Below are 26,855 nucleotides of genomic sequence, written 5' to 3'. Positions count from 1 at the left end.
ATTGGCTTCACCCTTTATCTTTTGATTATCTCGGATTAGGGGATAGTCCACTTCTTTGGAGTTCATCATCTGGGATTTGAAAAGCATACTTTGGACTGTTTATTGGCAAAACATAACTTTCCCCTGCAATTTCTTTGTTGAGCTCTGTAGCTGTTATTGGACTAGATGCAAGCCTTCTGATATCCGACCACCTGAGTCCTCGAAAAGCCAATTGTTTTCTTCTTTCTAATAGTATTCTTTCCAACAATTCCATATCGGAAATTCCATGGACTTCTTGAAAAGAACCGTTTTCAACTCTATTAGACAGTAGATAATTTAATAGTTCAAGAGCTTCTTCTGATTTACCCGTTCTTGCTTTTGCTTCTGAGGAAATCAGAACCACCTCATCAACAGCAATCCCAGTAAAGTAAAATAAGTTTCCCATGTAAGACCCTCTAAAGACCCTCCCAAACACTGTAGGTTGAGCAAAGAATAAATTAGATCTTAAATCTTCCTCTTCGTACAAAGAGAGTAATTCCGGGTTTGCAGGAATGGTCGGGAAAACTGAAAAAGTATATATAACCGAATTGGCATTGAATATCACTTCGCTGTTGAATCTTTGAAAAGGTCTTGCAGGAGAAGGGTTGATTTCATTATAATCCATCAATGTATCGTCGATTTCCAAACATAAATCTGCATATTGTTCTGCATTGGGATAGTCGCCCATCGCCAAATAAATTCTAGCCAGCAAAGCGAACGCAGCTTGTCTGGAAGGCCTGTTTTTGAATTGTGCTATTGAAGGTAATAATTCCATAGCCTCATTTAAGTCTTGAAGCATAAATTGATATGTTTGCTGTACTGTGGATCTTTGAGCAATAGTTGAAACATCAGAAAAATCTCTCAAAGGCATACCCAATGGTTCATTCGCAACATTTGTGCTGTAAGGTGGCATAAACATCTGCGATAACTGGAAATAGGCATGGGCTCTAAAGAACAAAGCGGCACCTTTGATTTCCTCTTTCCAAGCTTTTTCATTGGGCTTGATTTGAACTTGCTCTAATCTTTCCAGAACCACATTTGCATAGAATATTTGCTCAAAAGGCCTATTCCAGTCACCAACTAACGCCCCTTCATACATATCATCCGCCCAAATGAAGGCATTTCGTTGGATTTCCGGAATAGCATTCCACCCTTGTGGCGAAGGGAGTAATTCATCAGCTGCGGCAATTTGGAGCGCCGGTGTAATGTTCATCACCAATGCATCTGAATCCAGTAAACCTTGCAAGTCAGTGAGTGTTTCGGGTAATAGCAGAGACTTTTCTGGCTTGACATCTAGAAATTCCTCACAAGAAGTAAGGAGGATTAGGGATAAGAGGAAGTATAATTTGTTTTTCATGATTATGTAAATTTGAAGTTTTAAATAAGCTCATCCATAATACTTTTAGCATCAAAATCTGTCGACAGTTGACAGTCGTCTAAGCGTATGAGTATTTTCTTTTTGTTGTGGATAGTTATCAGGTATTTTATCATTTGGGAATCCATCTGTAATGATCAAAATATCGATTAATGGTTTGGGATTTGGGTTTAAACTTGGAACTGAAATTAGTTGCTGCATGATTGTTTATTTAAAAGTCAATTCTAAAACCTAGAGAAAGGCTTCTCTGCGGAGGCAATAATCTAAAATCAGGGTCTATTGGTTGATCTGTCGCTTTCCATAATAGGCCTATGTTATTGATGTAGGTATAGATCTCAGCTCTTTGAAAAGGAAGACTTGAGAAATTTTTCCTATCAAGTGTATAGGCGATGCGAATATCTTGCAGTCTGATGTGATCACCCTTTTCGACGAGTGCGGATGAATTGCTGTAGAAATTATCTCTTTGCGCATTATTTGTCAGTGGCCTTGAAGGAACGATAGTGGTGAGTTCATCTCCTGGCTGTTGCCATCTGCTTGCGTAATCTCCATGGAGTGGGTTCCCGCTAAACATGATGCTATACCTTACAGACTCTCTTCTAAAGTAATAGCCCAATCTATATGCGATATTGAAAGAAAGGGAGAGGTTTTTCCATGCGACATTATTTCTCAGGGCTCCAAATGCTGTTGGGGTAGCACTTCCGTGAAATACCAGCGATTCGGGAGTCACAGCATTCATTACAGCAGAATAATTTGAGCTTGGTTCTCCGTCTAAAAAGCCCATTGGATCACCCGTGGCCGGATCTAAGCCTGCAAATTGATAGCTATACACTGCAAATAATGGATTGCCTGTCAATGGTACAGGTGGGAAATTTTGAGCCCCAGCCCCATTCTGCACATAGGAAGCTACTGCTGCTTGAAGTTCATAATCCAATACCTCTTCTTTCAACGTAGTCAGGAAAAACTCCGAAGTCCACCTTACTCCTTTGTCGACAAGTGTTGATCTCAATGTGAGGTCAAGTCCTCTGGTCAGCGTAGAAGCTGTATTGCCTCTGAAAGTAGTCACCCCTGTAGAAGGCGCATAAGGGATGCTTCCTATCAAATCAAGCCCTTTTTTGCTAAAGTATTCGATAGAGCCTGAAAGGATGCTGTTTTTCATTTCAAAATCTAGGGCAAGGTTTGTCGTACTCACTCTTTCCCATCTTAGGTTAGGGTTTGGTGGGTTTTGAATTCGGGCAAATGGCAGGCCTGTATTGGTGCTCAAGCCAGAGAATGCAGAAGTGATGTATGCAGAGATCGTTCTATCTAGGTTGCCATTGTACCCATAGGTTGCTCTGACTTTGAGGTATGGGAGCCAGCTGCTATTGTAAAAGTCTTCTTCTTGAACTTGCCAATACCCTCCAACTGACCAAAGCGGGACTCCACGCATGTTTGCATTGACACCAAATAGGTTAGAAGCATCTCTTCTTGCGCTTACGGAAAGGCCGTATTTATTATCGAATACATAGGCCCAGTTGGTATAGTAAGAAAGAAATCTATCCGTTGTACCAGATAAACCCTGAAGGTTAGGAATTCTAGATTGGGTAGCTCTGTTTACTGAGAGCGGGAATTCGGAAATTAAATTAACGGGTTCGGAGAAAGCCAACTCATCTCTATATCCAAAGTACCTTGTTCTGGATAAGCCAAAAATCACATCTTTGATTTCCGTCCCTATGATTCCAGTGACTTGATGTTTGTCTTGGAATGTTCTATTGTAGTTTATTTGAAATCTACCATTGTGACCCCTAGAGTTTCCTTGTGAAAAATCTAAGATTCCACCCAGTGGAATTGGTCTTGTCAAGGTTCCATCTGGGTTTTCTTGGGTGTATCTATTGATGAGGTTTCTTACAAAGTAACTTTCAGCAGAGCGATGATGATTTTGCGTGTTTTGGCTTCCCCAATATTGGTAGCTTAGCTCAGCCTGAAGGCCTGGAAGAATTTCATAAGACCCTCGAAAGTTAATTCTATAATCATTGAGCGTACTTTTGTTATCAATTTCATCTAGGTCTTTCAGTGGAGCATATCTCCAATCTAGGTATCCCAAGGCTTCTTTTTCCTCGATAAATTCTTTTCGGTAATCCTTGACAATATGGATAGGGTTACCCATATCATCTACCAAAGCTGCATAAGGTGAGAGTCCTAGTCCTGATGATGAATTCATTTGGGATTCGCCTTGGTTGTCATTTTGGGTAATGGCATTGGCATAGTAAATCCCCGTATTGATCTTAAGCTTATTGTTGGCTGATTTGAATGTATTGGTGAAGTTTACTGAAGTTCTATCTCTTCCATTACCTATCAGGTTGTTGGCTACCCTATCATGTCCTAAAGAAATTGCGTAATTGTGGTTCTTTGATCCACCTGAGATATTGAAACTATGCTGCTGGTGTGCGGAGGGTCTATAGAAATACTGCTGGAGGTCATTCCTAACATCTCTTTGGGCGAGTAGTGCCAATTGACTATCCATAGTATTTTGATCAATAAGGCCATCTCTTTGGGCAATTAAAAGTTCAACGACTGGTGAAACTGGGGCTCTCACGATGGAATTCTCTACATTGTTGTAAATACCCTGAGCAAAGAGTTCCTTTTCTAGAGTAATAAAATCAGCGGGACTGATCTGAGGTCTAAAAAAGAGGTCAGGTCTTTCACTTGAGGTAAAATTACCGTTGTAAGTCACTTTCATCTTTTTGTCAAAAGCACCTTGTTTGGTAGTAATGATGATCACACCATTGGCAGCTCTTGCTCCCCAAATAGAAGCTGCTGCGGCATCTTTTAGGACAGTTATACTTTCTACATCATTGGGGTTGAGCGTTGAGATATTTCCTTCATAGGGGAAGTTGTCAATGACGATAAGTGGCTGGTCATTGGCAAAAATGGTACTTCTCCCACGGATACTTAGGTCAGGTCTATCTCTGCCTTGCACCCTCCTATTGAATATTAAGCCAGGAGTGACATCTTCAAGCCTGTCTAGGATATCTACAGACACTCTTCTGTTGACAAGTTCCTCATCGATTTGTACAAAGGATCCTGTAGCTCTTTCCTTGGGCAACTTTTGGTATCCTGTAGACACCAATTCAAATTCCTGCATAGCCAAACCTTCCCCCGTCATTTTGACAAGCAGGTTTCCATCATAAGGAATTGTAACGGTGACTATTTGGGTTTCAAAGCCGAGGTAGCTGAAGGTCAATTCGACTTTACCTTCTGGCAATTGAATTTGAAATCCCCCATTTTCATCAGTGACTACAGCCCTATTTTCATTTGCATAGATGATGGTACCTGGAAGTGGTGTGTTATCTGATTGGCTTAATACTCTTCCTTTGAGGAGCGCTGTATTCTGCGCAAGGGTGCTGAACTGTATTGCTAAGGCTAGCATACAAAAGAGTAAAACTTTTTTCATGGCTGATGTTAGTTTAAGTGTGACAATTGATTCATTTGGTTAAAGTGATGTTGGGATTCTATTAAGATTATCTGAGATAAGGAGCACTGGTACTTTTTCTTTTTGCGGTATAAAATCAAGGCCATAAGGTTCCAAGGCTTTTCTGATACTTTGTATATCTGTCATATTTCCTTGAAGAAGCAAATCGATATTATCTTTCAATCCAGTCTTATCAACTAGGGTAGCATTTAAGTCTTGGAGGTATTTGATATTGAGTATGGAAATCAGCCAACTTACTTTCCTATTTGTCATGGAGAATTCCGAGAAGCTGTCTTTGAGTATGGATTCAGATCTCTTGGTTTTCAATTGTGCTGCTTTTTCTTCATCTGTGATTACAAGGGCCCAGATATCTATATCTTCCATGATTACCTGGGCTTTATATTGTGGGAAGAAGCGATTGAGGTCATCCCGCATGATTTCAAAAGCTCTATCTCTAAAATATTCACCTAAAAAGAGCTCGTAGCAAAATGCATTGCCTTGTTTTTTCCAGTCAATAAATTTTTGTCCTGAACCATCGAATTGGATAGAATCTAAATGTTCTACTTCAATTCGGAGCCTATTTTGAGAAAAAGTAGAGTTGAGTTCTCCATAAGCTAATTTGTAGAGTTGAATGATGCCTTGGTTATTAACAATAATTCGCTCAACTTTTTTATTCTCATCAAAATGAACTTTATAAGCTCCCAAAAGTCCTTCAGTATACCCAGCTATGGAGCTTTGAAAAAGCAAGGTCTCTGGTTTAATGATTTCCGAGTTAAAGTATGACTTTTCGAGAATGGTGGTTTTGTAAGTCATATCTTTTTGATTTAGGGAAGTATTATTGTCTTCGAGAATTTTCTGGATGTTTTTGGTTGTTACTTCAGAAGACTCTGTAAAAGCCAAGACTTTACCCTCCTGATCTATCCATACATAATGGGGAAGTATTTTGTGGGGAAATATGGAGCGCAGGATATTATCTTCCACTATCATGGGTTTGCGGATATGCTTAATGCTCTCCATGCGGTTGAATAAGTTTTCGACTGGTTTGACTTTTTCGTATGTGGCAGGAATAATGGCGAGTTGGTCACCAAAAGCTTTATCGAGGCTATCGAGTCTAGGGAATGAAGCGATGCATGGTGCGCACCAGGTAGCCCAGAAGTCAAGGATCAGGATTTTGCCTTTGTAGTCAGAGATGCGGATGGGCTCTCCCTCGGTGTTGAGGACATTGGAAAATTTGAAGTCGGGGATTTGGTCGCCGATTTTGAGAGGAACTAGCTTCTGCTGAGCGGAGGTGTAATAAGCGAACAGAAAGGTAAGTAGGAAGATTATTCGTGTTTTCATAGATATTAGTTGATTAGGTTATTGGTTGATTAGAGGTGAAAGGGAAAAGGTGAAAGGTTTGGTTAGTGGTTGAAAGATGAGGTAAAAGGGCAAAGGTTAAAGGCTGGGTCTGAATAGGTTATTTCCGCCACGGCGGACAAGTGGTTAATTGGTTAATTGAGTTAGGGTTAGTGGTTGAGATTTCGTTTTTTAGTCGTCAAATCGAACAGAGTGAGATATCTCGTCTTGGTTACTAGGTGTAGATTATTTAGAACTCCTCTTCTGTTTTTGTCTAGATGAGATTTCTCCGTACCGTCGAAATGACGAAGTAGAAAAGGGAGGCCGGCGGGTTGTGAGTGGAATCGTGTTTGCCGGCCTGGGGAGTTACGGTGAGGCTCCCCCACTCCGCCGTCCAATAGTTTCGTCACCTTCTGTGTCTCCGAACTATTTGGGTCTATATTTATCGTTTAACCTTATGAGAAAAGGTGGACGGGGAGGCCCTGGGTATTGGTGATTTTAGATTTTAGAATTAAGATTTGGGGGACGGGTTGGTTTCATGGGTAGAGTTATTAGTGGAATAGGTTGAATTGTTAATCGTTAAATGTTAAGTGTTAAATGTTAGGTTTATGGTTGAGATGGTATACTTGAGTCATCATATCAGGATAGTTTATTGGGTTATCAGTTGAATTGTCATCTTTGAGTCGTCACATCGAGCGAAGGGAGATGTCTCGAACTAATAACTACATCTTAATTGCATCTTTCCTGAATTGCTCTAGATGAGATTTCTATCCCGAAAGCTTTCGGGATCGAAATGACAGAGTCTCGAAAGAAGGGTAAAAACCCCAGCGCGGTGGGCAGCAATGTGTTCGCTGCAAACCAGTTTAGCATCACTTGTTTTTAGGTTAGACATGGATTCCACTGGCTGGGGGGTACTTGATTTATTGGGGATAAGCAACCTTTACTTCTATCCATAGGGTTTCAATCATAAGTTCTGGTTTAGTCCGAGTTCAGCATTTGTCGGGAAAAAGAAGGCATAGGAATCCCATGGTGATCCATTTTTATGGATGACGTGTAAGGTCATTTGACAAATGGACATACCTCTTTCAACCCAGTGAAATACTGGTCAATGGCATATTAGAAATTGATTTGAATTGTAAATCTTTTATAGCTTCTGCAGCAGCTATATAAAGATTGCGAGCTCACTTAATTGCGTAACTACCTTGGAAAAACGTATCTCTGTCAGTGGCTCGACTCGCATGTAATAAAATAGGTTTAAATAGGGTTTTTGGGTTTGAGTGGAAATAGCCTATCATACGCTGTAAGCGCTATTTCAAAGCTCAGTACCAGCATGCCTAGCATGCCAATTTTGGACTCGAAGGCTACCTTTCTCAACAAGAAAGACAATACGATTCCGAGCTTCTCAGAAATAAACATTCTGAAATCTAGAATATAAAGCTGGATGGTGTTGCTCGCTTTCATGTTTTTGAAAAGTTTTTAAACGAGTCGGTAGTTGAAAAAGGAGTTATGGAGGGCTCCTTACAACCAAGCTGCTGGCTTCTGACGGCCTACGGATTGGAATTACGATAAGGAACCCATAACATAACTATACAAATATAGCTTGCTATGGGCATTTCCCTATCGTCTCGTCCGATTTAAGTGTCAGAATTTGCAGCCGAGACTCTTTAGAAATACCTTTTTGTATTAACCTTTGGAATAAGTAATTTATTTCATTTGGTTCTTTGAATCTGTTTCTAATTCTAAATTTGTCGCTACTAATATAATAATCAAATAAATATAAACAAATATAAAATTCCTATTTTAATAGATTTTATTAATTTTTCTTTGTTTATTCTTTTATGAATGCGAAATGAGGAGAGCAATTCAAAGGAATCAAACAAAGAAGAAAGACTTTTAAAGTTCAAAAAAGAGCTATCTGAATTTTTTTTAAAAGCCAGATTAGAGCTTGGATATAAAACAAAAGATGACTTCTCAGACGCAAAAAATATAGTTAGATCGCAGTATTCGCACTATGAAAGTGGCAAAGCAAATCCAACTATTGAGACGGTTTTTAACTTATTAAATGATCTTGGCTTAGACTATACTGATTTATTTAAACTTCCTGTGAATTCCGAAAAAGATTGTAAAGAATTTGATCATGATTTGTTATTTGAGTTCATTAAAGAACAAGTATTAGAACAAGTAAAAAGACTAAAGGGTAATGAATTTGCATCAAAATTCTCTTCAATTAACACAATTAGAATTTTAAAAACACTCACATTTTGTATAAAGCCCAAATCCAAAAAAGAAATACTTGGCAATCTTGGGTTAAAAAACACAACAAATAATTTTAAAAGAACAATAAGTATTGCTTTAGAATTAAATTGGCTGCAAATGACTGATCCTATAAGCCCAAACAATCCTCACCAAAAATATTATACAAGTGAAAAGGGCAAGAAGATCATATGATTTTTTAAGGTGAAAAATACCCAGTTGGGGGTATTTTTTGTTTGTGGGGGAATGGGTAGGTTTGAATGTTATAATAATTCAATTTCAAATAAAACTCTATAGAAATTTTTAAACCATCATTTATCATATACTTTGCTGATATAAGCTTTGGTATAACCTCAAAACAGTTGTCTGACTTTCACTAATATATTTAATTCAAGTCTTATAATTTTAAGTCTTGAACTCATACTTTTCAAAGAAATTTGTTACTTTGAATAAATTATCATAAAAATTTGAAGTGAAAACTTATGTTACTCAATCTAAAGGAATTAGAAGAAGAGATAGTTAGTCAATATTTTGAAGATGATGGGAATCGCCCTTGGATTATTGGCTTTAGTGGAGGTAAGGATTCTACAATGCTTTTACAACTAGTTTGGAACAGTGTTAGACAGCTTCCACAGGAATTGAGAAAACGAGAATTATATGTTGTTTGTAATAACACTCTAGTAGAAAATCCAAAAATTCTTAATTATACGGAAGAAGTTCTTGAAAAAATAGAAAAGGCTGCTTTTGAGCAATCTATGCCGGTTTTTGTGGTAAAAACAACACCAAAACTTGAAGATAGTTTTTGGGTAAATCTGATAGGTAAAGGTTACCCCGCACCAAATAATGCATTTAGATGGTGTACAGAAAGATTAAAAATCAATCCGACTACTGAGTTTATAAAAAATAAAATCAGTGAAGTAGGTGAGGCCATCATTTTGCTAGGAACCAGGAGTGAAGAAAGTGCAAATAGAGCCCGAAGCATGAAGAAACATGAGGTAGATGGTCAAAGGTTAAGGAAACATGTTCTTCCAAATGCGTTTGTGTATGCTCCTATTAAAGATGTTTTGGTAACCGAATTATGGCAATATCTAAATCAAGTTCCATCACCTTGGGGAGCAAATAATAAAATGCTAAATGCATTGTACAGAAATGCAAACAGTGGTGATTGTCCTCTAGTAATAGATGATACCACTCCATCATGTGGAAAAAGCAGATTTGGTTGTTGGGTTTGTACAGTGGTTAGTAAAGATAAATCTATGGATGCTTTAATTCAGAATGGTGAAGAATGGATGGAGCCCATGGCAGAGTTGCGAGACATGTTGGTAACCTACAGAAATCATCCAGAATGGAGGCAACCTACCCGGAGAGATGGGTCAGATGGCCCTGGTCCATATTTTATACATAAACGTGCATTAATTTTAGAAACGTTACTCATGGCTCAGAAAGAAGTTAATGAAACTGAGCCTGAGATTAGCTTAATCAATTACCAAGAATTGGTTGCAATTCAAGTAACTTGGTATAGGGATAACCATTTCAATTTCAGTGTAGCTGATATTTATAATAAGGTTTATGGAACTGAATTAACAGACCGTGACTTCAAAGATCACTTGATTTTTGAAAAGGAAATTTTGAAAGAATCATGTACGGAGCATCCTGAAGATTATCAGTTGATAAATGAACTTTTGAAGCTTCAAAAGGCCAAGACAATTATGGTCAAAGCGAAGGGCTTACAAAACGACTTGGAAAACAGACTTGATCAATTTGTAAAAAGCCAATAAGATGCTTATAGATAAAATTACATTAAAGGATTTTAGAATTTACCAAGGCGTTAACGAGGTTTCATTCCTTCATGCACCTGAAAAAAATGTTACTGTTATCGCTGGCAACAATGGTTTTGGTAAAACAACCTTTCTCACTTCATTGGTCTGGTGTTTTTACGGAAAACTTATGGTCGATGTGGATTATAGGTACAAAAGAGAAATTTATGAAAGTGGAGGCTATAAGCGTTTTTGTAGGAAAACTATAAACAAAGCTACTTGGGAAAGTCCTTCAAAAGAAAAATTGAAAAACGAATTAGAAATAAGTTTTGGGAAGGAAAAATCCAATATTCAAGAGCAATTAGACTTGCTCAATACCTTTAGTGTAAGCATATTGATTTCTGACATCTTTATTCCCTCTGTACCATGTAACAAGGTAGAAATTAAAAGATCATTCAATGTAGAGACAGAGGATGAAAAAGTTGAAATCCTGATTGATGGTAGAGTAAATGAATTAACCAAAGAAGTAGGGTCAGAGATTTTTATTCATGATTTTATAATGCCCAAAGAGATTGCAAAGTTTTTCTTCTTTGATGCAGAGAAAATTGTATCGTTAGCAGAAATTAGAACCGTGGATGAAAAAAGAGAGCTAAGCCGAGCTTACTCCGAAGTTTTGGGAATCAAAAAATATGAAGATTTAAAACGAAATCTTGAAAATTTAAGACTTAGACTAAGAAACAGTCAAGCTTCTGGTGAGGATAAACTTCAACTGGAGAAAGTCAACAAGGAGATTCAAAGTGCAGAAAAACTGCAAAAATATTTTTTGGAAACTATTGAAAGCAAAAGAGAAGAGTTTCTAAGAAAGCGGGAGGAATCAGAAAAGCTACAGGAAAAGTTAATCAGGGAAGGTTCTACTATTACTTTGGAAGAATTAAACGACCTAAAACTATTAAAGGAAAATGCTTCGCGAGAAAATCAAGTAGCTAATCAACAATTCAAGGATTTCATAGAGCTAGCCCCTTTTGCAATTGCATTTAAAAAAATGCAACGAGTTAACAACCAGCTTTTATTGGAGGAAGAAAACCAAGCATCTGAACTTTCGGCTGAATTTATAAAAACCAAGATAAATGCCATTGAGAGAATAATTGAGGAGAGGAAAGAAGAATTAGCAATATCAAAGGAAGCTAAGGAGAAATTGTCTAAAGTGCTTCTTTCTGAGCTCCTTTCATCAGGTGATAAAAATTTCAAACCTCTTTTAGAATTTAATAAAGAACAAACTAATCGGTTTAGATCTTTAATTGACAACATTGAAACTTCTTATTCGGAAAGATTCAGGGCATTGACACAGGATATGAGAGTCAAGCAAAGCACTATGAGAATAATCGTAAATAAACTTTCAAATGCAGAATCAAAAGAAGACGACCTAGTAATTCAAGAGATTAGAAAGGCTAAAATGAAGATAGATGAAGAATTGGCTAAAATTGAAGAAGAAATCATCTCGTTGAAAGTCCGGTCAGAAACTAATTTGAATGACTTAAAAATATTGTATAAGAGGCAATCCGAACTTAGTAAGAAAGTAAATATCGCATTGGCAGATGTGCAGAAAGATGAAACGGCTGCCCGGCTTATCAAGGAACTTACTGTTTTTCTTAAAAAACTAAAAGATAAGAAAAAGGAATCTCTTGAATCTAAGATTCTTTCAGAACTCCAGCAGCTGATGCACAAAAAGCAGTTTATTGAAAGAGTGGAAGTGATATTGGAAAAAGATCTCTTGGATATTGAATTTTATGATTCAGATGGAAGGGTTATCAATAAGGATGGTCTATCCAAAGGGGAGCAGCAATTATATGCCACTGCACTTCTGAAGGCTTTGGTAGAAGAATCTAATATTAAATTCCCTATTTTCATAGATAGTCCACTTCAGAAGTTTGACCATCAACATGCCACCAATATTATAAAGGATTTTTATCCTACAATCTCAGAGCAGGTGATTTTACTACCACTTCTTGAAAAAGAACTAACACAAAAGGAATATCAAAACCTTTACCCATTGGTCTCAAAGGCTTATTTGATAAAAAATTCTACCAAAGACAAATCGTACTTTGAAGAATGCAGGCCAACAGAGTTATTCAATTCTTTAAAATTTGTAGCCAATGTTTAATACCATCAAAACATCAAAAGAAAATAAGGAGCGGGTAGTTCAACTTACTCGAAAACTTAACTTAGGCGCTGAAAATGTGATTGCCAGGATAGCCTTTGCCTATTCATTAGGAAATGAGCATAAAGTGAACCTATCTGAGGTCCATGATTCACAAGGTAAAGAATATACATATAAGGTGCTGTTTGGAGATTATGGAGACTTTTACATGGCTATACTTTGTGTACATTACAATATTCATATTTCAGACAAGGATTTAGCTCGATATGTCAAAATGCATATTGATGATGGGCTAGAAATGATTGAAAAAGAATTCAAGAACTTCTCAGGTTCGGGTATTGATTTTTTGACTCAAAGAATTGAAGGGGGTTTAACTTAGCATTTAATAAAATGAAAAAATTCATAAATGATATAGAAGCAATTCCTTCAAAGCGTTTATATCTTTCCATAATTGTAGACTACCATTTGGAATTGGCTTTGTGTGAGCTTATTGATAATGCCATTGACAATTGGATTTTTAATCAAAGGCCTAGAGATTTGATAATTAAGATTGACTTGGATTATGAAAGGCAAACTATTCAAGTTGTAGATAATAGTGGAGGTATTAAAGAAGATGATATTCAATTAATTGTTAGTCCTGGTCAATCACGGGAAAATTATAATGATGAAATAATAGGAGTGTTTGGCGTTGGCTCTAAAAGAGCGGTAATAGCTCTCGCTGAAGATGTAAAGATATTTACCAGACACTCCAATGAAAAAACAATATTGGTTGAGATTGATGACGCATGGATATCGGATGAAGAAAATTGGTTTTTGAAAGCTTATGAAGTAGATCCTATTGAGGAGAATTCTACAATGATTGAGCTCATTAAGTTAAGAGATCCAATACTCCCAGAAAATGAGTCTAATCTTATAGAACATTTGGGTGCTACATATGCTTTATTTTTAGATACAGTTGGATTAGATATTATTCTTAACGAAAAAGAAATTAAACCCAAGACTTTTGACAATTGGTCTTACCCTCCTGGTTTTGAACCGAAACACTTTAAAGGACCAATCGATTTTGGAGACAGAGGCAGAATTGACGTTGAAATCCAAGGTGGGTTAACAAAATCTCACCGTGAAGAATCTTCAAGTGAGGAATATGGAGTTTATTTTTATTGTAACGACAGATTAATTGCCAGGGGATATAAGGGGTCTGAGGTTGGTTATAAACCTCCACGTGTAGGGAAACCACACCCCTCTTTGTCACTTGCAAGAGTCTTAGTTAAACTACATGGTACAGTAGAGTTGATGCCATGGAATAGTAGTAAATCTGAAATCGACTTCAAGCATAAGACATTCAGGGAAATAATGGACCATATTGAACGAGTTTTGTTTACTTATGCCTCTATGTCTAGGAATTGGTCTGGTGAATGGGAAGAAAAAATTTTTCAGTATAAAACAGGCATAGTAAAAACAGAAGCTCTCAATGATGTTTCTAGAAATGTAAGGATACATCTACCCGCTGTTCCAAGAAGTCCAAAAAAGAGGAAATATGCTGATATATTGAAGAGAAACAATAGGGCTATTGCTCAATCTAAGCCATGGATAGTAGGCTCTTATGAAACGGAGATAGCAGTTGAACAAATCATATCCTTGAAGCTTGAGCAAAATTTTAGAATATCTATGCTATTGCTAGACAGTGGTCTCGAAATAGCATTTAAAGACTATCTGGTAAATGATTCAGGAAAAACATTTAGCGAAGGACGGTTAGCTGCTATTATGAAGAATCGTTCTGAGGTTCATAATGAAATAAAGGGATGTAAAGTCAGAATTAACAAAGAACAATGGAAAAAGATTGAGCATTTTTATAGACTCCGGTGTGATCTAGTTCATAAGCGAAGCACAGTTACGATTTCATTTAATGATTTAAATACCTTTAGAGAAACCTATAAGTACACAGTCAATAAATTATTTAAGGTTGATTTTAGTAAAGAATTGAGAAATTAATATGTTACAAAATGCTGAATTCAAATCTGTATATGCCTCTGGTGAACACGAGCCTGCTGAGTTTTTTATTGAAGCATTGGTTAATAGTAATTCTTTTGATTTAGGGCTTGGATATTTCAGTTCAAGTGGTTTTAGAGCACTTTCAATTGGTTTTGCTTATTTTATCAAAAATGGCGGTAGAATGAGAATCATTATCAATGATGTTTTATCAGAATCAGATAAGATAGCTATATTGAAAGGTCAAGAAAAAATAATTGATTCAACTTTTGAAAAAAAAATCCTAAATGATATTTTGAAGTTAAAAAAGACGCTATCTAAATCAGATAAACATTTTTTCAATTGCATTTCTTGGCTTATAGCTACCAATCGGATAGAAATCATGGCAACCGTACCAAAAAACAATAGAGTTGGTATAGTGCATCAAAAATTCGGGATTTTTAAAGATCTAATTGGCAATGAATTAGTATTTACTGGGTCTATTAATTTTTCAGCTAACGCTATATTTAACAACATCGAGTCACTTATTTGCGATTATTCCTGGGCAGAAAACCAAGTAAGCAAAGATAGAATTCAACATTTTAACTACCTATTTTATAAAACCTGGAACGGATTATCCGAGGTTGTTGAAAAAATACCCATTGAGAGTATTAAAGCAATTATTCAACAAGAATTTCCTGTTAATGATATTGAATCTCTTGTTGAAGAGGAACTAGAATTAATGCGGGAATTAGAGGGAGATTACAGATTATCAGAATCTTTTAAAAAAAGAATCCAAGATCTAGTTCAAAAGCTTGAACCTATTTCCCGAAAAACAAAAAGTGTATCAGAATTACCTAAGTTAAGGGCTTATCAAGAGAATGCGATTTCAGCATGGAAAAACAATGGCTATAAAGGAATGTTGGCCATGGCTACTGGCACAGGTAAAACTTTTACTGCATTGGCTGCCATATGGGAACTACTCAGGAATAAAGAAAGACTGTTTATTATTATTTCATGTCCATTTATCCATTTGGCCGAACAATGGTGTGAAGAAGCTTTGAAATTTGGCCTTGACAATATTTTGGTTGGGGAATCCAGAAGCTTGTGGGAAGAGCATGCTGCAAGGCAGGCTCAACTATTTAGGAGGAAACGAATAAACCGTGTCGTTCTTATTACAACCAATGCCTCTTTTTCTTCAGAAACTTTCCAAAAAATTGTAAATCCATGTATCGAAGAGTTATTGCTAATCATAGACGAAGCCCATTATGCAGGTTCGAATTCAATGAGAAAACTTCTCCCTGAATTGTGTCCATTTAGATTAGGGCTAAGTGCTACACCTGAACGGCATGGAGATCCCGAGGGTACATTGGCATTAATGGATTATTTTGATAAGATTGTATTTAGTTTACCTATTAAAGATGCAATTGGGAAATTTCTAACACCATATTACTATCATCCGATTCCGGTAGAACTTACAGAAGAGGAATTCGAAAACTACGTTGATTTAACTACTCAAATTGCGAGATTAGCCAGTCGTAAAGATATTGATAGTGTCGAAAAACTTGAAAAACTGGCTATTAGACGTGCGAGGATTCAAAACAATTCACTCAATAAAATAGAATGGCTAAGGGAAAATATTCAAAATAAACCGATAGATTTTAGTTTGTTTTATGCAGGAGATCAGATTTTCGGGCCAGTCAAGGAGCTTTTGGGAAAAACTTTCAAAATAAAACTTCATGAATTTACCTCAAGACAAAGTAGAAAGGAAAGAAGAGAATTGCTTAAGGAATTTGGTGATCAAAAAATCCAATCTTTAATGGCAATGAAATGCCTGGATGAAGGTGTGGATGTGCCTCCTACTCGAGTAGCTTATTTTTTAGCCTCTTCAGGTAATCCTCGTGAGTTTGTGCAAAGAAGAGGAAGAGTTTTAAGAAAACATCCAGGAAAAGAACATGCAGTCATATATGATTTAGTGTCCATTCCTCCTCAAAGGCTTATTGCAGAAGGAAGAAAAAGTGTATCCTATTCAGCTGTAAAAAGTGCATTTACCAAAGAATATAAAAGAGTACAAGAATTTTCGAGCATGGCAATAAATCAATTTGACTCTATGAACCAGTTATTTACAATGGCAAACCAATTGGATTTGCTAGATATCACAGACCAATAAAATATGAAAAAAAGTAATATTGGTCGTTTGGAAGAAGTCCTTAATCAAGTGGAAGACGAAAAATTAAGAGACGTGATTAGAGGTGTCTTTAGAGTCGAAATTAGTTATCGATCTACCGAAAGGGTGAATTTCCCTTGGCAAAAAATTAGAGATATTATTGAAGGGGTTGCCAGAAGTACTCAACTTAATTTAGGTGATAAGCAAAAAGAAGATGAAGTTTCAAAAAATTGAATTAGAGAATTTTGCTTCTTACTATGGCAAAGTTGGACCTATTAACCTTGAAACTGATGAAAAAAAACCATTGATTATTTTCATTGGCGGTACTGGCTTTGGGAAAACCTCACTTTTTGATGCCATAAATTGGGCGTTGTATGGAGAGGAATTTGAGAAAGACCTAAAAAAAATAAAGGAAAGAGAGATTATTGATTTCCTTAATGAATCAGCATTAAGTGAAGCTGCTAATGACAATTCAAGGCTTAATATGTCTGCTACACTTTATTTCGAGCACGAAGATGAAAGTGGTAAAAGAGAGTTTTATATTAGACTTTCATTAGTACTTCAACCAAAAAAGGAATTAGACCATAAACTGACTGCGACCCTTGTCGATAGAAATCATATCCTCAAAGAAATCACACCTCAAGGAGATCATATTACCATCCCATATACCCGAACATTTTTGGATGAAATCTTGCCCAACAATGTTAAAAGCTACTTTTTATTTGATGGTGACCGGATACATAACCTTGCCAAACCAGGAAATAGTCAAGAAGTTCAAGATGCAATCTATAGGGTTGTTGATTTGGAAATTGTCAGAAATGCTTATGACCATTTGGAAGAGACAGCTCTATGGTATAGCAAAAAAGCCGCAAAGGCGGCCAAAGGAGAGTTAGGAAAAGTTGAGGAAGCTTATAATCAAGAGTTAAAATTTCAAAATGGTTTAAAAACTCGAATAAGTGATATCAAAAAAGAACGATTGGCAATCAATGATCAAATTGCATTAATAGACTCTAAATTAAAAGATCTCCCTGAAACAAGTACGCTTCAAGAAAGGAAAAACCAATTAAGTAAGGAGTTAACTCAAACTAAAGAAAATATTAAGGTTATCAAAAACCAAATGAGGGAGGATGCAGCTAAGGCTTCATTAATTTTAGCTAAAGAGCCCTTGATTGAGTTAAAAGAATTACTGAGAGAAAAAAGAGCTAAAGGCGAAATTCCTAAACATATAAGAGAAACATTTTTTCATGATCTGTTTGACCAAGAGGAATGCATATGCGGGACACAGTTTGAAGCTAAACCAGGAAATCCAATTTTCGAAAAATTAATTTCCAGACTTGAAAAAGAAAAACACAGGTCTGGTGAAGAGGATAAACTAATTGACCTATTCCATGATTTAAATAATGCTGAGGATATCATAAATAATTCCATTGATAATTTGGGGTTAAAAGAGAATACAGCCATAGAACTTGAGAAAGAAGAGAAAAGCCTTGTGTATCAAATTCAGGAAATCGACCAAGAGTTGGAATCTCTTCCAATAGAGAATGTTGCAACCTTAATGAATGAAAGAAAACAGAGAAAAGATAAGGATGATGAATTAATAGCTGAGCTAAGTACCAAACAAGAAGAAAGAACCAATTCAGAGCAGAAATTGAGAGAACTTGATGTGGAACGAAAAGCTCTTGGAAAAATGCAAGAAGAAGCTAATTACCTTCATATAAGGAGTGAATTAGCGAAGAAGGCAGGGGATGTTTTAGGAGCACTTTATGATGATTTCGCTGAGAAAAGTAGAAAGACAGTGGAGGATTTGACCATCGAGGAGTTTAAAAAATTTGTAGTTTCTTCTTCAGCTTACCATGTAGCTTTGAGTAAAGATTACTCACTAGAAGTTTTGGATTCCAATGGAAACAGAGCCTTACAAAGGCTTTCTATGGGACAATCACAGTGTTTGAGTTTAGCCTTTATCACTGCCATTTCAAGAGTATCAAGGAAAAACCCACCGCTAGTAATAGATATGCCGTTTAGTCGTTTGGATCATTCCGTTCATGCTGCTATTTCCGAACGTTTACCCAAATTGGCGGAACAGACTATCTTATTTTTGATTCCAGATGTTGAATGGAATCAAACGACACGGCTAAACCTATCAAAATATGCAAACCATGTTTATGAAATGCATTTTGATGAGACAATGAGACAAACAAGCATAACAGAATTAAAATGATATGAAGAATTTAAGGATCTATATCGATAAGGATAAGCATGAAACCTATGAGAAACTGGTGAAAAGAGGTTCTGAAAATCCGGACCACTATCCTTTTCAGACTATGAAGGATTTGTTCATGTTAGCTGCCTGTATGGGACAGAAATACAATGCCTTTGAAGAAATAACTGCTTCAAAGGATATTTTCAGTTCGGATGTTTTTGAAGAGAAAGTCGATGTGCCTGTCTTGATTGCTATCGCTTTTGCGAAAGAAAAAAATCTACTAAATTTATTGAACAATAGAAAGGTTCTGGATATAGCTCAGGGTTATGCTAACGGGGGTATTGTTTATGTGGTGGAAGAAATTGTAAATAACCCAGGGAAGCCTTTAGATAATTTGGTTGAGATGGTTTTAATGGATTAACTAATATGGCAAAAGGAAAATTTGATGCAGAACCAACAAAGGAATTCTTTATACATATGTTGACTAAAGACATTCCTTTGGAAAGAGCTATTATTGATTTAATTGATAATTCAGTAGATGGTGCAAAAACTGTCATGGAGAAGTCATTGGCTGAAATTCCGTATAGTTCATTTAGAATTGACATAGTAGTAAATGAAAATGAATTTATTATTAGTGATAATTGTGGAGGCTTTAGTAAGAAGGCTGCAAATGAACATGCCTTTAAGTTTGGTAGACCTACTGATATGAGTAGTGAACAGGGGAAAGGATTAGTAGGGAGATTTGGGGTTGGAATGAAAAGAGCATTATTTAAGTTAGGAAATTATTTTGTGGTAGAATCTAAGTGTGATGCAGACCATTTTATTGTTGAAGAAGATGTCGCTAAATGGCAAGATGAAGTAGGAAAATGGGAATTTGATTTTCACGACGTAAATGGAGAAGTTACTGAAGAAGGATTACATTCTCCTCTATTGGAATCAGATGGGACATATATTAAAGTTACAAATCTTAATGATGCGGTTAAATTAGATTTCTCATTAACCTCCTTTAAAAACAGGATGATAAGCGAGATTGAACGTACACTAAACTATACTCTTGAAAGTGGCTTAAAAATATTCTTTAACAAAATAGAACTTAAATCTAAGCCAATTCAACTATTGGTTTCAGAAGATTTGAAACCTTACTATTTTACAGATGATATAAGTGGGGTAAATGTTAAGATATTTGCTGGAATAGGCGAGCCTAATCCAAATTTAGCTGGTTGGTATATTTACTGTAATGATAGATTGATGGTAGAAAGAGATAAGACAAATCTTACTGGTTGGGAAGGAGGAAAGAATTACTATGATGATTCAGGTGTACAGAAATTTCATAATAAAGTGGCAATGTTTAGAGGTATAGTTTTCTTTTCTTCTGATGACCCTACAAAACTCCCAATGACAACAACAAAATGGGGTATAGATGTTAATTCAACAATTTTTAAAGAAACAAGGAATAAAATGATTTTCGCAATGAGGTCTGTTTTAACTGATCTCAATAGATTAGATAATGCAGAACAACGTCAATTTGTGGTAGATGATTCTATGCAAGTAGATATTGTTGCATATCAGCAAGAAAAGCAAGATTTAACCGAAGAGTTTAAGTTTCCAATTATTAAGAAAAGAGATTTTGGAGATGACAAAGCACTGGTATCTTATAGAGTCGATAAGGATGTTTTGAATAGGGTGAAAAAACATTTAAAAGTTTCAACAAATGGCGATGCTGGTGAAAAAACTTTTTTTTACTTTGTAGAAATGAAGGAATTGAACTATGAGTAGTGATAGAAAAATAAACTATAGCTTAAGACCCTCTAAGTCAATTGAACGAAAGATGCTTCTTGATGTATTTAAAGAAGTGTGCATTCCTTCAAATTGTGATCAATACCAATATATTGGGTTCGGAGCATCTTTTTTCTCTGATTTTAAATTAATTCACCGGGAATTAAGTATAACTGATATGATCAGTATAGAAGGTAATTCCGATAAATTGAATATTAAGAGGTGTGAATATAATAAACCCTTTAGTTGTATTGTGATTCGTCCTGGATATTCTTATCAAGTACTTAACAAATTGCCTTGGAAGAAAAAATCAATTGTCTGGCTAGATTATGATAAATCATTACAGAATTTCATGTTTCAAGATATTGAAACTTGCTGTCATAAAGCCAAGCCTTGGAGTTTTTTGGTATTATCACTTAGAAGAGACTTTGAACAAACCGAGAAAAAAAGTTTTCAGGATGAATTTGGAGATAAAGTTCCTGACTATTTAACCCCAGAGTATTTAGAATCTAAGAAAAGCCATATTTTGATAAGAGAAATGATAATAAATGTAATTGAGGATGTGATAGTAAATGATTATTCGACCAAAAAAGAAGAGGATCGTCTCATTTTCAAACAAATATTTAACTTTACTTATAAAGATGACGCTCCTATGTATACGTTTGGAGGCATTTTTATTTTAAAGAGTCAGGAAAATGAATTTAATAAATTAAAATTCCACTCTTATAATTTCGTAACAAATGATGTTGAACCTGTGTGTATTAGTTATCCAATCATAACTTCAATGGAGTATCATAGAATGACTCAATTATTGCCTTCTACAGAGGAAAACTTTGTTATTAATTCGGAAATTGATTTTGTCCCTAAGGCTCATAAAGAAAATTATTTCAACACTTATAAATATTATCCTTCATATTTAGAAAGTCGGGATTTATAGCTATTGTTATTCTAAAAATGATGAAAAATTTTTTATAGTATGTATTTCCTTTATTATTTTGGTTTTTGAGATATCAATATTTGAATAATTAGTAAATCGCCCTAAGCTCAGCCTCAAACTCGAATAAGCTTCACTTTCACTCAATCCCATAGCCGTCAAAACATGGGATGGTTCAACTTTAATCGAGCTACAAGCAGAACCATTAGAAACGGCAATATTTTCCAGTCCAGCTATAATTGCATCCGCATCAGCTCCTTTGAAACAAATATTAGAGACATTGTATAGCCTTTTTTTGGGATGTCCATTTAGAAAAGTGTCAGGCATTCCGAGAAAAGTTTTTTCCAATTGATCTCTTAGATCGCCAATCCTTTCTTGGTCTGCTTCCATTTCCTTCATGGATATTTCGGCTGCTACGCCTAAACCAACAATTCCAGGTACATTTAAAGTCCCACTTCTTACTCCCCTTTCATGCCCTCCACCGTGAATAAGAGATTCTAGTTTTACCTTATATGGTCTTCTACTCCTTAAATAAAGCCCTCCCACACCTTTCGGACCATAAAATTTATGTCCAGAAAACGCCATGATATCAATGCCCATTTCATTGACACTAACTTTCATCTTTCCAACAGCTTGGGTGGCATCAGTCATGAAAAAGGCTCCTTTTTGATGTGCTAATTCAGCGATTTCTTTGATGGGTTGAATCACCCCCGTTTCATTGTTGACCAGCATCACTGATACAAGTATCGTATCTTTGCGGATAGCCTTTTCTACTTCAGCTAAATCGACCAACCCAAATTTATCTACAGGCAAATAAGTTATCTCCACATCTTTTGATTCTAAGTACTTGGAAGTATCTAAAACTGCTGGATGCTCTGTGGACACCGTAACAATATGGTTTCCTTTATCTTGGTTTTGCTCTACAATGCCTTTAATTGCAAGATTAATGGCCTCTGTTGCTCCAGAAGTGAAAATAATTTCATGTGGGTCAGAATTAATTAGGTTTGCTACTTTTTCCCTTGCTGAATTTACAGCGCGATTAGCCATCACACCGGCAATGTGGTTACTTGAAGCATTTCCAAACGTTGTTGTCAAATAGGGCATCATAGATTCAAGAACCCTCGGGTCTAAAGGAGTGGTTGAATTATTATCTAGATAAATTAAATTATTTTGCATCTCTTGTAAAGGTAGGGAATGATTTAAATGTAATAAATTTGATTAGATATTATACAGATATATTCATTTAAAGGATTGTAATTATGAATCTTTATATTTGTCGTTATTTAGCAAGAGTTAAATTCAAAAGTGCTTAGCTCGTTTTTGCAATTTTGGTTAAAATTATGGAAAAGCCCGAATATAGAATCATCCCTTTGGATCAATTGAAATTAGATCCTAATAATCCTAGATTACCTAAATCACTTCAGGGGAAATCCGAAAAGGAAATTCTTGAATACATGTTGTTGGACGCATCATTGATTGAATTAATGTTGGCTATTGGTAAGAATGATTTTTTTCCTGGTGAACAACTTTTGGTTGTTTTAGATTCAGATGAAAAATTCAAGGTAGTAGAAGGTAATAGGAGGCTTTCAGCTCTCAAGCTTTTATCAAATCCAGGTCTTGCGGAAGTTCAGAAAGCAAAAGTCAATCAAGTAATAGATGAAACAGAATTTCGCCCGGATGAAATACCTTGCTTGGTTTTTTCAAAAGAAGAAGATATTTATAACTACTTAGGATATAGACATATTACAGGTATAAAGGAATGGAAGTTATTGGAGAAGGCAAAATATTTATATGACCTTTGGCAAACTTCCTCTTTTGAACTTTCTTTAAATTTGGCATCACGTGAACTTGCTAAGAGTATAGGAAGCAGAAAAGATTATGTCAAAAGGCTGCTTGTGGGATACCAAATCTATAAGATGATAGAAGATGAGAAATTTTTTAAAATAAAAGATCTTGATGACACCTCATTTTACTTCAACTATATAGCGGATAGTCTCTCAAGGGCAAATATTTGTGAATTCCTAGGTGTGGATTTGACAGATGACCGAGACGATTATTCTACCTCTATCAACCTTGGAAATCTCAAAAAATGGATCCATTGGTTGTTTGAAAAAAATGATCAGAACAGAACCCGATTGATTGGTGACAGTGAAAGTTTGACTGTTCTAAATAGGGTTATAGGTCATCCTGTTGCTTTTAAGGCATTTGATCAAGAAGGTGTTTCTTTGGAAGTGGCTCGAGAATTAACAGGGGAACTTGATCAACAATTTATGAATTCAATTCATAGTGCATTAAATGCTTTAGAACACGCAGATAGACTGGTAATCAAGGTCACAATAACTGAAGCTGAAGTCATAGAATACGTCAAAAACATTAGATCCTTGGCTACAAAAATTGCTAGAACTTTACAAGATAGGGAGGACGAGAAAGATGAGCTTTGAAGAAAAACTTGATTCTTATTTTTCAAAAATTTCTATTCAGTTAAAAGAATCTACTGGGCTGACTGGGAATCCAGCAAAACATTTATTGCATATATATGCCGATTATGTTGAAGTGGTCTCTGTTTTTTCCAATGGCACATATATTTCGGTTACTGATATTTTAGATAGATTTAAAGATGAAGGATTGATCCATCAAAAAGAAAAAGATTCAGACCAAGCAGAAGGAAATGACGAAAACCAAACTTTTGTGGAGAACATTTTTCGACTAATCTTGGAAAGAGAGCAATTGTATGGTAATGATTATCCTTTTTTAATAAGAGATTCAAATAAAATAATTGTTAAAGAGATAGCCGAATTGACATTAAGAAATAAGCTTTATTTTTTCTTGTTATTTTCTTCTTCATTGAGTCTTTTCAATTTGTTTCAACCAGAATTAACAAAAGAGTTTGAGTTTATCTGTTTTAAGGCTCTAAAAAATTTCTTACCTAATGACTCCGAAGTCAGATCTTTTGGAAAAAACACAACTTATTCTGGCACAGCAATTACAAAGATTAGACAACTCGCGTCAGAGTTGAATGTAGATATTGACGAAAGAGCTCTTGACCAAATTTCCCACCGTGGTACTCAAGAAAGAGGGCTGGATTTGATAGGTTGGATTCGTTTTACGGACAATGTACCTAATCTCCTTACAATCTTAGCTCAATGTGCCTGCGGAAAAGAATGGTATCAAAAACTAAGAGAAACAGAAAGGTATAACAGATATTTTGATTTTCATTGTAGCAAACCAATACATGTTATGTTTGTCCCCTACAGTATTATAGATTATAACAGAAGTATATTCTACCAAAATGATGAATGCAATGATAGAATAATTTTTGAAAGAAAAAGGATTTTAGATCTTTCAAAAAATGCAGAAGTATACAATGAATTAATTTCAGGTGAGTTTATTGAGCGATGTATTAATGCAAGAGAAGATTTAGTTTAAAAATACTTTTCCTTTTTTTATCACACCTTCTCCATAATCTCGGCATAGCTGATTCCCATGTGGCTGTTGTCGTAGACGGCTTTTCCATCTTTGATCAAAATGACCTGTGGGCTTTGGTGATAGACACCAAAATCGTCCGCAATCTGATTTGAAATCGCTCTATAAGAAAGTAAATCCAAATAGTATGGAGTCACCTTTTGAAGATCCTCTTCTTTCCAGTTTCGCTGTATTCTGTTCCATGCCATACCACTGATAGAACAAGAAGTGGAATGCTTAAAAATCAATACCGGCTTCTCACTGCTCTGAGCTTTTATCTCTTCTAATTGCGCAAGATTCTCTAGGGTTAACCAATTCATAGTCTTAAAATTTCTTAATCTAATATCCCGTTTAATTAATTATCCGTAAAAATAGTTCCTTTGTATCTTTAGCCTTTGATAGCTGGCAGGTTTTTTGAAACTTCGCTTCCTATGCAAAGCATAACTCATCCGAATTCCCTTTTCATGAACATATCTTTCCGAATCCTGATTCTTTTAATTTTTACCGTTTCTTGCAAAAGCATCAATCCCAACAAACCTACCTATTCCGGTGAACCCGTTGCCCTACCCCGAGCAACATCAATCATCAATATCCCTATAGAAATCCCCTTTTCAATGATTGAAAGTAACCTCAACAATGCCTTGGGGCAAAAACTTTTTGCGGACAAAGGCTTGGACTTAGGTTCCGGGTTTTTTACTGATATCGATGTCAATAGAACAGGTTTGATCAAATTAGCTGCAATTGATTCCAAAAAAATGTCTATTCATATCCCCATGAATATGGTGGGTAATCTCAAGTTTGAAAAGCGGGTTTTTGGTCAGAATCTAAAAACGGACATTCCCTTCAATGAAACCATGTTACCTGAAATCAGCTTCAGGCCGAAAATCGGGCAAAACTGGGATTTTTCCCTCGAATACATCAATATCGAGAGTTACGGCAGATCGATGAAATATAACTTGCTTGGATTTGAGATTGACCTCGACCCGATGATTCGCAGGCAGCTGCAGAGTGTGCTGAACAATCAACTGAGTGCCTCGAACCTGACACGAATGGATTTTAGGGAGATGGCCCAAGAAGCCTGGGATGGATTCAGCAAGCCCATTGCCCTCGAGCAGGATGGTGTATCAGCCTACATTTATACGCAACCTACCAAACTCAAAATCAGAGAAGAAGTGACTGCCGATCGCAAACTGAAACTCTTTTTAGGAATAGAAGGCGAGGTGTTTTCCCAGATAGGCAGTTCACCGCAAACCAAAAAAACACCTCTTCCCAACATCACTTACAACGAGAGCAGCGAAAACAAGGTGGATATCATGATTCCTTTGGCGATCAGCTACAGTGATTTGGACCAATATCTCAATGAAAATCTTGCAGGGAAAAGATTCCGAACCGACAAGAAAACCGAATTAGAAGTGTCGAATCTAGAATCCCAAAGTTTTGGAGACCGTACTTTGCTGAAAATGGACTTTTTGGCCATCAGAAAGGGCAGAAAGCAAATCACAGGACAAATGTATCTTGTGGGCAAGCCCAAATACGATGCTGCTACTGAGTCAATCCGATTTGAGGAGATCGAGTTTGACATCAACACCAAAAATATCCTCGCCCGAAGTGCTACTTGGATGAAGCAGGGGCAGGTTTTGACCCAAATCAAAAAACTCGCTTCCTACCCAATCGGAGAATACTTAGATGAAGCGCGCCGAGAAATGCGCCTACAAGGTCAGGTAAGGACTGAATATGCTGACTTCTCCCTGCTCAATTCCCAACTCGAGGTTGAGGGCATTTACAACACCGAAAACGACATCCGCATCTACCTCCGCACTACTGGAAAAATGAATGTGAAGGTGAGGGGGATGTGAGTTTGGGGGATTGAAGGATTATTTTCGATCAGTAAATGTAATTTTAAGTCAAAAATAAAAAATAGACTTTATTTATTATTTTGAGGAAAATTTGATAGAAGTATATCCATCAAAACAAGTAGAGATTCGAATCTAAGGAGCCTTTCAA

At 36.1% G+C, this 26,855-nt stretch carries 21 protein-coding genes; 14 read left to right on the top strand and 7 right to left on the bottom strand.

The genetic code is table 11. From position 1 onward, the window contains the following. Positions 1-25 precede the first annotated feature (25 nt). From BELBA_RS04730 to BELBA_RS04715, 5 genes are all read right to left on the bottom strand, one after another. Positions 26-1,375: a RagB/SusD family nutrient uptake outer membrane protein gene (locus BELBA_RS04730; RefSeq protein WP_014771616.1), complete on the bottom strand. Its 1,350-nt coding sequence runs from the start codon at positions 1,373-1,375 to the stop codon at positions 26-28. Between the two features lie 51 nt (positions 1,376-1,426). Continuing rightward, a complete protein-coding gene (locus BELBA_RS19605; protein ID WP_014771615.1) occupies positions 1,427-1,594 on the bottom strand; it encodes a hypothetical protein in 168 nt (55 codons plus the stop codon). 10 nt (positions 1,595-1,604) lie between these two features. After that, positions 1,605-4,823 carry a SusC/RagA family TonB-linked outer membrane protein gene (locus BELBA_RS04725; RefSeq protein ID WP_014771614.1) on the bottom strand — a complete coding sequence of 1,073 codons (3,219 nt, stop codon included), beginning with the start codon at positions 4,821-4,823 and terminating at the stop codon, positions 1,605-1,607. Positions 4,824-4,862: 39 nt separating this feature from the next. Further along, positions 4,863-6,179 carry a TlpA family protein disulfide reductase gene (locus BELBA_RS04720; protein ID WP_014771613.1) on the bottom strand — a complete coding sequence of 439 codons (1,317 nt, stop codon included), beginning with the start codon at positions 6,177-6,179 and terminating at the stop codon, positions 4,863-4,865. 1,251 nt (positions 6,180-7,430) lie between these two features. Further along, a complete protein-coding gene (locus BELBA_RS04715; protein ID WP_014771612.1) occupies positions 7,431-7,637 on the bottom strand; it encodes a hypothetical protein in 207 nt (68 codons plus the stop codon). Between the two features lie 381 nt (positions 7,638-8,018). On the opposite strand from BELBA_RS04715, the gene BELBA_RS04710 reads away from it, so the two are divergent. The 11 genes from BELBA_RS04710 to BELBA_RS19020 all read left to right on the top strand — a co-directional run bounded on the left by BELBA_RS04710 (position 8,019) and on the right by BELBA_RS19020 (position 21,392). Further along, the gene (locus tag BELBA_RS04710; protein WP_014771611.1) at positions 8,019-8,624 is read left to right on the top strand and encodes a helix-turn-helix domain-containing protein; all 606 of its coding nucleotides are present in this window, start codon (positions 8,019-8,021) and stop codon (positions 8,622-8,624) included. Between the two features lie 287 nt (positions 8,625-8,911). After that, complete coding sequence (dndC, locus tag BELBA_RS04705) at positions 8,912-10,207, top strand: DNA phosphorothioation system sulfurtransferase DndC (protein WP_014771610.1); 1,296 nt, start codon at positions 8,912-8,914, stop codon at positions 10,205-10,207. A 1-nt stretch (position 10,208) separates the two neighbouring features. Then, complete coding sequence (locus BELBA_RS04700; protein WP_014771609.1) at positions 10,209-12,347, top strand: hypothetical protein; 2,139 nt, start codon at positions 10,209-10,211, stop codon at positions 12,345-12,347. Next, positions 12,340-12,723 (top strand): DndE family protein, encoded by a 384-nt coding sequence (locus tag BELBA_RS04695; protein WP_014771608.1) that lies wholly within the window; start codon positions 12,340-12,342, stop codon positions 12,721-12,723. Before BELBA_RS04700 ends, BELBA_RS04695 begins: the two co-directional genes overlap by 8 nt. Positions 12,724-12,734: 11 nt before the next feature. Beyond that, complete coding sequence (locus tag BELBA_RS04690; protein ID WP_014771607.1) at positions 12,735-14,336, top strand: ATP-binding protein; 1,602 nt, start codon at positions 12,735-12,737, stop codon at positions 14,334-14,336. Between the two features lies 1 nt (position 14,337). Further along, positions 14,338-16,482, top strand: coding sequence for a DEAD/DEAH box helicase family protein (locus BELBA_RS04685; RefSeq protein WP_014771606.1), 2,145 nt, complete (start codon positions 14,338-14,340; stop codon positions 16,480-16,482). Positions 16,483-16,485: 3 nt separating this feature from the next. Further along, a complete protein-coding gene (locus BELBA_RS04680) occupies positions 16,486-16,713 on the top strand; it encodes a hypothetical protein (protein ID WP_014771605.1) in 228 nt (75 codons plus the stop codon). Beyond that, positions 16,694-18,697: an AAA family ATPase gene (locus tag BELBA_RS04675; protein WP_014771604.1), complete on the top strand. Its 2,004-nt coding sequence runs from the start codon at positions 16,694-16,696 to the stop codon at positions 18,695-18,697. The genes BELBA_RS04680 and BELBA_RS04675 overlap by 20 nt, the downstream gene beginning before the upstream one ends. A 1-nt stretch (position 18,698) precedes the next feature. Then, entirely contained in the window at positions 18,699-19,100 is a 402-nt protein-coding gene (locus tag BELBA_RS04670) for a hypothetical protein (RefSeq protein ID WP_014771603.1), read from the top strand. Positions 19,101-19,105: 5 nt separating this feature from the next. After that, the gene (locus BELBA_RS04665; protein ID WP_014771602.1) at positions 19,106-20,455 is read left to right on the top strand and encodes an ATP-binding protein; all 1,350 of its coding nucleotides are present in this window, start codon (positions 19,106-19,108) and stop codon (positions 20,453-20,455) included. Further along, on the top strand, positions 20,448-21,392 hold the full coding sequence (locus tag BELBA_RS19020) for an O-methyltransferase (protein ID WP_014771601.1): 945 nt from the start codon (positions 20,448-20,450) through the stop codon (positions 21,390-21,392). Before BELBA_RS04665 ends, BELBA_RS19020 begins: the two co-directional genes overlap by 8 nt. Positions 21,393-21,398: 6 nt before the next feature. Here BELBA_RS19020 and BELBA_RS04655 read toward each other — a convergent pair whose 3' ends face one another. Then, positions 21,399-22,565, bottom strand: a complete 1,167-nt coding sequence (locus BELBA_RS04655) for a cysteine desulfurase family protein (RefSeq protein ID WP_014771600.1) — start codon at positions 22,563-22,565, stop codon at positions 21,399-21,401. A gap of 164 nt (positions 22,566-22,729) precedes the next feature. Here BELBA_RS04655 and BELBA_RS04650 point away from each other — a divergent pair, with 164 nt between their 5' ends. Both BELBA_RS04650 and BELBA_RS04645 read left to right on the top strand, forming a co-directional pair. Beyond that, a complete protein-coding gene (locus BELBA_RS04650) occupies positions 22,730-23,830 on the top strand; it encodes a hypothetical protein (RefSeq protein ID WP_014771599.1) in 1,101 nt (366 codons plus the stop codon). Beyond that, complete coding sequence (locus BELBA_RS04645) at positions 23,820-24,815, top strand: hypothetical protein (protein WP_014771598.1); 996 nt, start codon at positions 23,820-23,822, stop codon at positions 24,813-24,815. The genes BELBA_RS04650 and BELBA_RS04645 overlap by 11 nt, the downstream gene beginning before the upstream one ends. A gap of 20 nt (positions 24,816-24,835) precedes the next feature. Here BELBA_RS04645 and ytxJ read toward each other — a convergent pair whose 3' ends face one another. Continuing rightward, positions 24,836-25,171, bottom strand: a complete 336-nt coding sequence (ytxJ, locus tag BELBA_RS04640; RefSeq protein WP_014771597.1) for a bacillithiol system redox-active protein YtxJ — start codon at positions 25,169-25,171, stop codon at positions 24,836-24,838. Positions 25,172-25,315: 144 nt separating this feature from the next. Here ytxJ and BELBA_RS04635 point away from each other — a divergent pair, with 144 nt between their 5' ends. Beyond that, positions 25,316-26,707 carry a DUF4403 family protein gene (locus BELBA_RS04635; RefSeq protein WP_052307658.1) on the top strand — a complete coding sequence of 464 codons (1,392 nt, stop codon included), beginning with the start codon at positions 25,316-25,318 and terminating at the stop codon, positions 26,705-26,707. Positions 26,708-26,855: the final 148 nt, after the last annotated feature.

Origin of the sequence: Belliella baltica DSM 15883, from assembly GCF_000265405.1 — a bacterium.
GTDB classification, from domain to species: Bacteria; Bacteroidota; Bacteroidia; order Cytophagales; family Cyclobacteriaceae; genus Belliella; species Belliella baltica.
The sequence above is the reverse complement of the archived record's forward strand: the minus strand, read 5'-3'. Positions and strand labels throughout refer to the sequence as shown.

Bases quoted from the DNA above. Each gene is read 5' to 3' on its own strand.
- BELBA_RS04730 (WP_014771616.1), bottom strand. From the start codon at position 1,375: ATGAAAAACAAATTATACTTCCTCTTATCCCTAATCCTCCTTACTTCT.
- BELBA_RS19605 (WP_014771615.1), bottom strand. From the start codon at position 1,594: ATGCAGCAACTAATTTCAGTTCCAAGTTTAAACCCAAATCCCAAACCA.
- BELBA_RS04725 (WP_014771614.1), bottom strand. From the start codon at position 4,823: ATGAAAAAAGTTTTACTCTTTTGTATGCTAGCCTTAGCAATACAGTTC.
- BELBA_RS04720 (WP_014771613.1), bottom strand. From the start codon at position 6,179: ATGAAAACACGAATAATCTTCCTACTTACCTTTCTGTTCGCTTATTAC.
- BELBA_RS04715 (WP_014771612.1), bottom strand. From the start codon at position 7,637: ATGAAAGCGAGCAACACCATCCAGCTTTATATTCTAGATTTCAGAATG.
- BELBA_RS04710 (WP_014771611.1), top strand. From the start codon at position 8,019: ATGCGAAATGAGGAGAGCAATTCAAAGGAATCAAACAAAGAAGAAAGA.
- dndC (WP_014771610.1), top strand. From the start codon at position 8,912: ATGTTACTCAATCTAAAGGAATTAGAAGAAGAGATAGTTAGTCAATAT.
- BELBA_RS04700 (WP_014771609.1), top strand. From the start codon at position 10,209: ATGCTTATAGATAAAATTACATTAAAGGATTTTAGAATTTACCAAGGC.
- BELBA_RS04695 (WP_014771608.1), top strand. From the start codon at position 12,340: ATGTTTAATACCATCAAAACATCAAAAGAAAATAAGGAGCGGGTAGTT.
- BELBA_RS04690 (WP_014771607.1), top strand. From the start codon at position 12,735: ATGAAAAAATTCATAAATGATATAGAAGCAATTCCTTCAAAGCGTTTA.
- BELBA_RS04685 (WP_014771606.1), top strand. From the start codon at position 14,338: ATGTTACAAAATGCTGAATTCAAATCTGTATATGCCTCTGGTGAACAC.
- BELBA_RS04680 (WP_014771605.1), top strand. From the start codon at position 16,486: ATGAAAAAAAGTAATATTGGTCGTTTGGAAGAAGTCCTTAATCAAGTG.
- BELBA_RS04675 (WP_014771604.1), top strand. From the start codon at position 16,694: ATGAAGTTTCAAAAAATTGAATTAGAGAATTTTGCTTCTTACTATGGC.
- BELBA_RS04670 (WP_014771603.1), top strand. From the start codon at position 18,699: ATGAAGAATTTAAGGATCTATATCGATAAGGATAAGCATGAAACCTAT.
- BELBA_RS04665 (WP_014771602.1), top strand. From the start codon at position 19,106: ATGGCAAAAGGAAAATTTGATGCAGAACCAACAAAGGAATTCTTTATA.
- BELBA_RS19020 (WP_014771601.1), top strand. From the start codon at position 20,448: ATGAGTAGTGATAGAAAAATAAACTATAGCTTAAGACCCTCTAAGTCA.
- BELBA_RS04655 (WP_014771600.1), bottom strand. From the start codon at position 22,565: ATGCAAAATAATTTAATTTATCTAGATAATAATTCAACCACTCCTTTA.
- BELBA_RS04650 (WP_014771599.1), top strand. From the start codon at position 22,730: ATGGAAAAGCCCGAATATAGAATCATCCCTTTGGATCAATTGAAATTA.
- BELBA_RS04645 (WP_014771598.1), top strand. From the start codon at position 23,820: ATGAGCTTTGAAGAAAAACTTGATTCTTATTTTTCAAAAATTTCTATT.
- ytxJ (WP_014771597.1), bottom strand. From the start codon at position 25,171: ATGAATTGGTTAACCCTAGAGAATCTTGCGCAATTAGAAGAGATAAAA.
- BELBA_RS04635 (WP_052307658.1), top strand. From the start codon at position 25,316: ATGAACATATCTTTCCGAATCCTGATTCTTTTAATTTTTACCGTTTCT.